This window comes from Amycolatopsis sp. NPDC059657, assembly GCF_042734395.1.
Lineage (GTDB): Bacteria > Actinomycetota > Actinomycetes > Mycobacteriales > Pseudonocardiaceae > Amycolatopsis.
In genome coordinates, this window is the sequence record NZ_JBHWEB010000037.1 from 1 (window position 1) to 9,264 (window position 9,264).

The 9,264-nt window shown below is 68.5% G+C and carries 7 protein-coding genes; 4 read left to right on the plus strand and 3 right to left on the minus strand.

Annotated features, from left to right (window positions below; translation table 11 throughout):
* Positions 1 to 671: 671 nt before the first annotated feature.
* Genes ACFV15_RS20980 through ACFV15_RS20990 form a run of 3 tightly spaced genes read right to left on the minus strand, consistent with a single transcriptional unit; the run spans position 672 to position 3,846 of the window.
* The gene (locus ACFV15_RS20980) at positions 672 to 1,436 is read right to left on the minus strand and encodes an SDR family NAD(P)-dependent oxidoreductase (protein ID WP_378352167.1); all 765 of its coding nucleotides are present in this window, start codon (positions 1,434 to 1,436) and stop codon (positions 672 to 674) included.
* Positions 1,430 to 2,638 carry a cytochrome P450 gene (locus ACFV15_RS20985; protein WP_378352168.1) on the minus strand — a complete coding sequence of 403 codons (1,209 nt, stop codon included), beginning with the start codon at positions 2,636 to 2,638 and terminating at the stop codon, positions 1,430 to 1,432. Before ACFV15_RS20985 ends, ACFV15_RS20980 begins: the two co-directional genes overlap by 7 nt.
* Positions 2,639 to 2,640: 2 nt before the next feature.
* Positions 2,641 to 3,846 carry a cytochrome P450 gene (locus ACFV15_RS20990; RefSeq protein ID WP_378352169.1) on the minus strand — a complete coding sequence of 402 codons (1,206 nt, stop codon included), beginning with the start codon at positions 3,844 to 3,846 and terminating at the stop codon, positions 2,641 to 2,643.
* A 329-nt stretch (positions 3,847 to 4,175) separates the two neighbouring features.
* Here ACFV15_RS20990 and ACFV15_RS20995 point away from each other — a divergent pair, with 329 nt between their 5' ends.
* The 4 genes from ACFV15_RS20995 to ACFV15_RS21010 are packed head-to-tail and all read left to right on the plus strand — an operon-like array spanning position 4,176 to position 9,032.
* Positions 4,176 to 5,216: a polyprenyl synthetase family protein gene (locus ACFV15_RS20995; RefSeq protein ID WP_378352170.1), complete on the plus strand. Its 1,041-nt coding sequence runs from the start codon at positions 4,176 to 4,178 to the stop codon at positions 5,214 to 5,216.
* A complete protein-coding gene (locus ACFV15_RS21000; protein ID WP_378352171.1) occupies positions 5,217 to 6,170 on the plus strand; it encodes a UbiA family prenyltransferase in 954 nt (317 codons plus the stop codon).
* Positions 6,167 to 7,807, plus strand: coding sequence for a prenyltransferase/squalene oxidase repeat-containing protein (locus tag ACFV15_RS21005; protein ID WP_378352172.1), 1,641 nt, complete (start codon positions 6,167 to 6,169; stop codon positions 7,805 to 7,807). The genes ACFV15_RS21000 and ACFV15_RS21005 overlap by 4 nt, the downstream gene beginning before the upstream one ends.
* Positions 7,800 to 9,032: an FAD-dependent oxidoreductase gene (locus ACFV15_RS21010; RefSeq protein ID WP_378352173.1), complete on the plus strand. Its 1,233-nt coding sequence runs from the start codon at positions 7,800 to 7,802 to the stop codon at positions 9,030 to 9,032. Before ACFV15_RS21005 ends, ACFV15_RS21010 begins: the two co-directional genes overlap by 8 nt.
* The last annotated feature ends 232 nt before the right edge of the window (positions 9,033 to 9,264 follow it).

Below are 9,264 nucleotides of genomic sequence, written 5' to 3' on the forward strand. Positions count from 1 at the left end.
GCCGGCCACATTCCCCTGCCCGCACAACCACCACAAGATCAGCAACCACGAAAACGATCACCAGAAAACAACCGGTGGATCCAGGTTGAGCGTTGCGGAAGTGGCATTCACGTCGCACGGGCCTGGCGGCCAGCAAAGTCGCCCGCCCGTGTCGGCTCACCACACAAACGCCACTTATGCAACGCTGAGCGACACATACGCCCCGTTCGCTCCGTCCAGCCAGCCCCAAAAGTCGTGCGAAAGCGACAATGCGGGATAAAATGGGCCAGCTTGGGTCCTTTGTGGACATTTGCGGGCGCCCTCGGGCGAAGGTTGATCTTCACGAAACCCGAGTTTGGGCCATTGGACTGTCTGACTCGGGTTTCGCGTCTCCGCGAAGCCGACCGTGCCAGGCTCCTGAAGCAGGGCTTGGTGAGGGCCTCCCTAGCCAAACCGGAGTTGGTGAGGGCCTCCTTCACCAACTCCGGTTTAGTGAGGGCCTCCTTCACAACGCATAGCTTGGTGAAGGCTCCCCTCACCAAGTCGAACTTGGTGAGGGAGGCCCTCACTCACGCCAAGCCACGGATGCGCTGGGCGAGTGGAGGCTTTGCTGCATCTAACGGAGCAGAGTTGCCAATCGCACAGTCGAGCCCGGCCGCTCATGACGAGCGTTTATGCGAAATGCCGATGGGTCAGAGGCGTTCGCGGGCGAGGCGTTGGCCGATCGCACGCACGGCGGCCCTCGGCAGGAGGTCGAGCGCGAGCACGAAAGCCTTGTACCGCAGGCTCGGCACCGAGACGACCTTGCCGCGGCGCAGGTCGGCCAGCGCCTCCGCGACCACGCGTTCGGGGCTGAGCCAGAGGAAACCCGGCCCCGGCCTCCGCACGCCCGCCCGGTCGTGGAACTCGGTCCGGGTGAACCCTGGGCACAGCGCCATCACGCGCACGCCATCGCCGCGCACCTCGGCAGCGACGCCCTCCGAGAACGAGGTCACCCAGTTCTTCCCGGCGGAATAGGTGGCCTCGTAACCGGACAAAAAGCCCGCCACGCTCGACACGTTGACGACCGCGCCCTCGCCACGCGCGACCATGCCCGCGACCGCGACCCTGGTCAGGCGGAGCACCGCGGTCACGTTCACGTCGAGCTGGCGCTGCACGAGGTCGAGTGACGCCTCGTGGAAACGGTCCGCGATCCCGATCCCCGCGTTGTTGACCAGGATCCCGGCTTGTGAAGCGGCAAGGCGTTCCTCGACCAGCGCGCACCCTTCGGCACTCGCAAGGTCAGCAGGCAAAGCGAGAGCGGTACTCCCGTAGCGGGCCGACAGTTCCGCCGCGAGCGTTTTGAGGCGCGCGGCGTCGCGGGCGACCAGCACGACCTCGTGTCCTTCGGCCGCGAGCGCGTGGGCGAAGCAGGCGCCGATCCCGGAGGTGGCGCCGGTGACGAACGCGGTCACCACGTGACGGGGATGGTCTTCGCGCCGGAGCCGAGCAGCCGGTACGTCCAGCTCACCTCCTCGGGTGGCACGGCGAGCGCCAGGTCGGGGAACCGGTCCAGCAGCGCGGTGAACCCGCAGGACATCTGCAGCCGCGCGAACGACGCGCCGATGCAGAACGACGGCCCGTGCCCGAAGGCCAGATGCCGGGTCGGGGTCCTGCGGCGGATGTCGAACGTGTGCGGCTCGTCGATCCACCGGTCGTCGTGCTGCGCCGAATCCCGCGCGACCAGCACGGTCGCGTTGCACGGGATCACCTTTTCGCCGAGCTGGACCTCCTCGGTCGCGAAGCGCGGCAACGCGGTGTAGACCGGCGTCGCGCGCAGGATCTCTTCTATCGCACTGGGAAGCAGCGAGCGGTCGGCACGCAGCTCGGCGAGTTGATCGGGGTGGTTGAGCAGGATGAACATGCCCTGCCCGAGCTGGCGGGCGGTGTTCTCGTTGTTGCCGACAATCAGCGCGATGATCGTCATGACAAGCTCGTCCTCGCTGAGCTTGCCGTCCTCGTCGTCGTGCACGGCGATGAGCCGGTCGATCAGGTGCTCGCCAGGGTGCGCCCGCTTGTCCGCGATGAGCCCGAGCGAGTACTGCCACATGGCCATCCCGGCCTCGGCACGCTCGCTGAAGTCGGCTTCCCTGCTGGTCGCGAGCGCGTCGACCCAGCCGCGGACCTGCTGCTGCTCCAGCACCGGAATGCCGAGCAGCTCGCTGATCCCGCGCGCGGGCAGCTGGAAGGCGAAGGCCTGCAACAGGTCCACCGGGCGCTCCCGCCCGGCCATCTCCTCCGCCAGCTCGTGCGCGATGGCCTGGACGCTGTCCCGCATCGTCTCCACCTGCTGCGGGGTGAACGCGCGGGTGAGCAGCTTGCGCCAGCGCAGATGCCAGGCACGGTCGGCGATATAGGGGTTGGTGAAGTTCCCGTCCGAGCCTTCACGCAGCCGCGCCGCCTCGGGCCGCCCGATATCGGAGCTGAACCGCCGATCGCCGAGCACGGCCTGCGCGTCGGCGTACCGGGTGATCAGGTACGCCGTGTCGCCGCTGGGCAGGGTGACCTCGGGGACGGGGTCATGGTCGCGCAACTCGCCATAGGTGTCCGCCAGCGCGCCGAGATCGTCGGCGTTGAACGGGAACGGGCACTTCTTCTTCGTGGTGACCGGCTCGTCCATGGTCACCACTCCACCGGCAGCGCGACCGGGCCGCGCACCACGCCGGTCCGCCAGTCCAGCTCGGACTCCGGGACCGCCAGCCGCAGTTTCGGGAACCTCCCGACCAGCGATTCGAGCCCCACCCGCAGTTCCATCCTGGCGAGCTGGGACCCGATGCAGTGGTGCGGGCCGTGCCCGAAACCGAGGTGGGCGTTGGCTTCCTTCCTCGTGAAGTCGGCGCGATCGGGATCGGGGAAGACGGCCGGGTCGAAGTTGGCGCCCTGCACGTCGGTCACCACGGCCTCACCGGCGCGGACCAGCGTCCCGCCGATTTCGACGTCCTCGCGGGCGACCCTGGCGAACATCGAGCCCGCCACGCCGATGGGCACGAACCGGATGAGCTCCTCGACCGCGTTGGGGACGAGCTCCGGTGATTCAACGAGCTCGTTGAGCAGCCTCGGCTCGGTCAGTAGCAGGTAACTCGCGTTGACCAGCTGACTGGAAACGGTTTCCACACCCGCCGTCAGCAGGGTGGTCCCGAGTTTGACCAGCTCGATCTCACTGAGCCTTTCTTCTTCGTCTTTTGCCTGCACCATCGCGCTCAGCAAATCGTCGGCAGGCTCTTTTCGGCGTTGCGCGACGAGTGAGGCAAGATATTTACCCAAGCGCATGCGAGCTTGCATCGCCTGTTCGGCGGGCAGGTCGGCGGCGGTGGACAACAATGAGACAGACCAGCCCCAGAAGTCCGCTTGGTCCTCTTTCGGCACGCCCAGAAGCTCGCAGAGCACGGTGATCGGCAACGGCTCGGCGAAAGCGCTTACCAGGTCGACCGGCGCGCCCCGCGTTTCCATCTCGTCCAGCAGCCTGCTCGCGACGGATTCCGCGTCCGCCTGCAAAGTCCTGATCCGGCGCTCGGTGAAGGCGTGCATCACCACCCGGCGCAGGCGGGTGTGTTCCGGCGCATCCATGGTGGACATGGAAACCGAGGTGTTGGACCTGGCGTAGACCCGTGGTTCGTCGTCGCCGATCGCCATGGCGCGGCTGAACCTGCTGTCCCCCAAGACCGCGCGGACATCGGCGTAGCGCGTGACCAGCCAAGCCGGTCGCCCGTATGGCATCTGGACCCTGACCAGGCCGGATTCTTCGCGGCAGCCACGCAGCCCGGGGTCCGGCTCGAGCCGCTCCGCCGGTGTGAACGGGTAGTTCCTCGGCGGTACGACGCCTGTCATTCAAAACCTCGTTTCAGAATGATTTCGAGCACCGAGCGAGCGGGAAAAGTCAATTTGACCAGGGGCCACTAGGGGTCTTCGGAAATTAGGGGGTCGATAGGGGCCGTTGTCATTGTCTCGCAATCGAAGCGTACGTTAATTGCCCAGCATGACCTGACATACCAGTGCTGACTTTTCAGGCAAAGATCACGCGATCAGCGCACCGTCTTAGATAGTTGCTAAACCGAACCGCAGGGCTTCCGCCGAATAGCCTGAATGCATCAACGTCGGTTGAACGCCATTCCTGATGAATACCAGGAACCTCGAACACGGAGAGGCTGGACGACTCGATGATCAGCGCGCCCACCGTCAAGTCGCAGCACGCGCCATCCACCACGAAGACCAGGCCGGTGGACCACGTGGCCGAACTGGTCCGGCCGATCCAGGACGAGCTGGAGGACCGCTGGCTCGAAGAAACCGACCGCCTGGACGCCATTTGCCGGTACGCGTTGCTACCGGCGGGCAAGCTCTTCCGCCCGGCGCTGCTGGTCGAGTCCGCGCTGGCCGTCGGCGGCGTGCTGGAGCAGGTGCTGCCCGCCGCGATCGGCACCGAGTACGGCCACACGGCCAGCCTGGTGCACGACGACATCATCGACGGCGACTCGATGCGCCGCGGCCGCCCGTCCACGTACCACAAGTTCGGCACGGACAACGCGATCGTCGCCGCCGACGCCCTGATCTTCCATCTTTTCCTGTGCCTGGCCGAGTGCCGCGGCCGGGGCGTCCCGGCCGAACGCGTGGTCACCGCGCTGGAGATCGCCTCGGCCTCGGGCATCGCGCTGTGCAAGGGGCAGAGCCTGGAAGCGGAGATCACCGAGAACTCGATCCGCGACGTGGCCACCTACCTGCGCATGATCGACGGGAAGACGGCCGCGTTGTTCCGCAGCTCCTGCCAGTGCGGCTCCGTGCTCGGCGGTGGCTCCGACGAGCAGGTGGAGGCGCTCGGGCGCTACGGCACGCATCTCGGGCTCGCGTTCCAGATCATCGACGACCTCTTCGCCTTCACCGGCGACAGCGAGACGATCGGCAAGCAGACCACGAGCGACGTCCGCAACCGCAGGCTCACCCTGCCGATCCTGCTGGCCTACCAAAGCGGGGACGCCCAGGACGTGCGCGAGCTGGACATGGTGTTCGAAGGCGGCCTCGTCCCTGAGAAGGCGCTTGCGATGGTCAGCGACGTGCTGGTGAGCACCGGCGCGCTGACGGCGGCCCGAAAGATGGCCTGGGAGCACGCGACCTCCGCACAGGACGCCCTGGCCACGTTGCCTCCCTCGGCTCATCGTGAGCGGCTGCACTGGTTCGCGGCGCACGCGGTCGAGCGGGTGTCCTGAGTGGACACTGTGAAGGCTCACTTCGAAACCTGGCGGCCGTACACGACCACCTACGTCGGGCTGGTCGGCCTCGCGGGTGCGACGCTGGCCAGCCCCGATCCGACCGGCTGGCAGCTGCTGGGCGCGTGGGCCGTGCCGACACTCGGCTGGCTCGCCGGGCTCTACGGCGGCGACTACTTCGACCGCGAACTCGACGCCATCGCGAAGCCGCATCGCCCGATCCCGTCCGGCCGGATGTCCGCACGGAGCGCGGTGGTCGCGATGGCGCTGTGTGTCACGATCGGCGCGGCGGCGGCGTTGGCGTTGAACTGGCGCACCGTGTTCCTGGTGGTGGCCGCGCTGGTGGCCGGGGTCTCGTACAGCACCTTCTTCAAGGCGCGCGGGCTCTCCGGCAACCTGGTCCGCGGCGGGCTGACGGCGTTCGCGTTCCTGTTCGGCACCATGATGACCTCGACGTATCCCCCGGTGGGGCTGCTCGCGGTCGCGGGATTGTTCTGGCTGCACGACGCCGGGACGAACCTCATCGGCGCGCTGCGCGACCTGGACGGCGATGCCGAGGGCGGCTATCAGACGCTGCCGGTGCGACGCGGTGTCCCGGTCTCGCTCGCCTGCGCCACGGGCCTGTACGCGCTGTGGCTGCTGATCGCGCTCACGCTTCCGCCGGGTCCTGGCTACACGGTGTTGCTGGGCATCGCCGCCGTGCTGGGTGCGTCGGCGCTCGTCGTCGTGCTGCGCGCGCCGCGGCCGCTACCGCGTAAACCCGCGCTGCGTGCGCACGAAATCCTGGTGCTGGAACGGATCGTGCTCGCGTGCGCGCTCCTGTGCCTGGGCGCGGGACCGGGTTTCGCCGTGCCGCTGACCGTCGTCGCGGTCTCGGTGACGTGGCTGGCGCAGCACTACATGAGGCATCGCTACGAGTTCGCGCCGACGCTGGGGATGGTGGCCGGGCCATGACCGAACTCGCACTCGGCACCAGTCTCGCCCGCGCGGTCGACGGGTTGTTCGCGCTCCGCCGCGAGGACGGGTCCTGGCAGGACACCCTGCCGTCGGCCGCGGTCTCGACCGCGTCCGCGATGGTGGCGCTGCACTTCGCCGACCCGGATCGTTCCGCGGCCCTGATCTCGGCCGGCGCGCGGTGGCTGCGGGAACACCAGAACCCCGACGGCGGCTGGGGTGACGCGGCCGGCGCGCCGTCCACGCTGAACGTGACCCCCTACGCCGTGGGCGCCTTGCAGTTCCTGGAGCCCGAAGCGTCCGCCGACAACGTGCGTCGCGGCCTGGAGCGGATCGAGCGGTTCGGGGGCATGGCGGCCGTCGGTGATCGCGAGCAATGCCGGCTTTTCGTGATGTGCGAGCAGTTTCTGGCGTGGGCGGGGCTGCACGACGAGAACAAGATCATGCGGCTGCCGATGCAGGTCATCCTGATGCCACGGTGGTTGAGGCAAAAGGTCTCGTTCACCGTCCCGTTCATCCTGTCGTGGGGCCTGATGCAGGCGAACACCCGCCCGGCAGGCCGCATCCGGCGGGCGGTCAACCGGCTCTGCGAGCCGCGCATCTTGTCCTATTTGGACGATCTGCACGAGTTCGAAGGGCCGGGCGGCGGCTATCAGGAGTCCCCGTTCATGGTCGCGCTCGTCTGCATCGGACTCGCCCGCGCCGGTGTCCGGCCGGACATCGTGCGCCGCTGCGTCGACTACCTGCGCGCGACGGTCCGCGCGGACGGCGCGTGGCCGGTCAACCGGGACCTGGAGCTGTCCGCGACCACCTTCGTCACCCATGGCCTGCAAGACGCGGGCGAGGCCGAGCGCCTGGCCCCGACGCTCGACTGGATCCGCCGGTGCCAGCGTGACGTCGCGTTCCCGGCGACCGGGTGCCCGCCCGGCGGCTGGGGCTGGTCGCTGAACTGCGGCTGGCCGGACACCGACGACACGGCCGACGCCCTGATCGCACTCGCGCGAGCGGGCCACGACCGCACGGACGGTCAGGTCCGGCTCGGCCTCGACTGGCTGCGAGCCATGCAGAACCGCAACGGTTCCTGGAGTTGCTTCACCACCGACAACCCCATCGACCTGGACGCCGCTTGCTCGGTGATGAGCGCCCACGCGGTGACGGCGTTGCGCGAGGCGGGCGGCCTGACCGTCACCGACGAGCCGATCGCCAAGGCGCTGCGCTGGTTCGCCAAGACCCAGCGCCCGGACGGTGCGTTCACCTGCCCCTGGTACAGCGGCCTCACTGCGGGCACGGGCGCGGTGCTGGACGCGCTCGGCGGGCTCGGCCTGGCGGACACCGCCGTCGCCCATCGATGCTCGGAATGGCTGCTGGTCAACCAGAATTCCGATGGTGGCTGGGGGCCGGGCTCGACCGCGGAGGACACGGCCTGGGCGTTGCTCGGCCTGCTCGGCGCTGGCGCGCACGGCCATCCCGCGGTCGCGCGGGGTGTCGACTGGCTGACCAGGAATCAGCGGCCGGACGGCCTGTGGGAGCCGGCGCTGCTGGGTGTCTACTTCCTCGATCTCATGTACTCGTGCGACCTGCTCGCGACCGGCTACGCGGTACAGGCACTCGCCCGGTTCGGAGCCGTCCATGCCTGATTTCGACGTGCTGATCTGCGGAGCGGGTGCGGGCGGCCTCACGCTCGCGCACTTCCTCGGCACCCAGGGCCGCCGGGTGCTGGTGGTGGACAAGCAGTCCCGCCCCCGCAATGTCCACAAAGGAGAGCTTGTCCAGCCTCGGACGGTCCAGATACTCGAAGCGGCGGGCCTGCTCGAGCCGCTCGCCGACCGGGGCGCCCGTACCGTGCGACGCCTGACGTGCAACACGGCGCAGGGCGATGAGCTGATCAACCTCGATTTCGGCCTGCTGGACGCGCCCCACGACTACGGCTTGCTGCACTTCTACAAGGATTTCCGCGAAGTGGTCGGCTCGCAGCTACCGTCCACTGTGGAGTATTGGCAGGGCACCCGGGTCGAGGAACTCCGGCGTTCCGACGGGCGGGTGCGTGGGGCTCGGCTGCTGCGGGGCTCGTCGCGGATCGACATCGAGGCCGCGTTGACGGTGGCCTGCGACGGCCAGGTCTCACGCCTGCGTGACGACGCGGGGATCGCGGTGAACCGGCGCCTGTACGGCCACCAGCTCGTGGCGTTCGAACTCGAGAACGCGCCGGAACTCGGTCAGGACATGACCATGTATCTGACGCCCGGCGGGCTACGCGTGCTGTTCCAGATGCCCGGCGGACGGGCGCGGTTGTACGCGCAGATCCCGTCGCAGAGTTTCCGTGGCGTCGGCAAGGCGGGCCTGGCGGCGTGGACGTCGGACTTGGTGCGCGCGGTGCCCGCCTTGGAGAAGGTGGCCACGCCGTTGCACGCCGCCGCCGACGGAGTGCAGGTGCTTTCCGCGGCCCGGTTCCATACACCGACGTGGCAGGTGCCGGGGCTGGTGCTGCTGGGCGACACGGCGCACGCCGTGCATCCGATGGTCGGGCAGGGCATGAACGCCGCGATCGGGGACGCCTGGGGCCTGGCCACGCAGATGTCCACAGTGGACGCGCTGACTCCCTCGGCGGTCGACGCGGTCGGTGCGCGCTACGAGGCCGAGCGCCGTCCGGTGCTGGACTACGTGTCACGCCTGAGCCATGTGCTCGCGCTGCTGTTCACGAGCACGTCACGCGGCGCGCAGCTCGTCCGGCCCCGGCTGCTGCGGGCGAACCGGGACAACGACGAGCTGCGGCACCGGATCGTCTACAACATGGCCGGGTTCAGCTCGGACACCTTCACGGCCTGGGCATTGAGGTCCGCCCTGGGCTTGACCAGATCGTGAGCGACCCCTGTACCTGAACGGTCGGCTCACGTACCCCGAGAGTCGGCACGCGTACCTGACGAGTCGGCACGCCGCCGACCCTTCAGGTACGCGAGCCGACCGCCCAGGCACACGAGCCGACCCTTGAGGCACCTCGAGCATTCCCAGCTCAGCGGGGTCGTGGGTGGGTTTGGCGGGGGGAAACGGGCCAAACACACAACACCCCCATGTAAGGGCGGGGGGGGAAAAACGG

What these genes read in the sequence shown, in the direction of transcription:
- ACFV15_RS20985 (WP_378352168.1), bottom strand. Translation starts at nt 2,638, where the DNA reads ATGGACGAGCCGGTCACCACGAAGAAGAAGTGCCCGTTCCCGTTCAAC.
- ACFV15_RS20990 (WP_378352169.1), bottom strand. Translation starts at nt 3,846, where the DNA reads ATGACAGGCGTCGTACCGCCGAGGAACTACCCGTTCACACCGGCGGAG.
- ACFV15_RS20995 (WP_378352170.1), top strand. Translation starts at nt 4,176, where the DNA reads ATGATCAGCGCGCCCACCGTCAAGTCGCAGCACGCGCCATCCACCACG.
- ACFV15_RS21005 (WP_378352172.1), top strand. Translation starts at nt 6,167, where the DNA reads ATGACCGAACTCGCACTCGGCACCAGTCTCGCCCGCGCGGTCGACGGG.
- ACFV15_RS21010 (WP_378352173.1), top strand. Translation starts at nt 7,800, where the DNA reads ATGCCTGATTTCGACGTGCTGATCTGCGGAGCGGGTGCGGGCGGCCTC.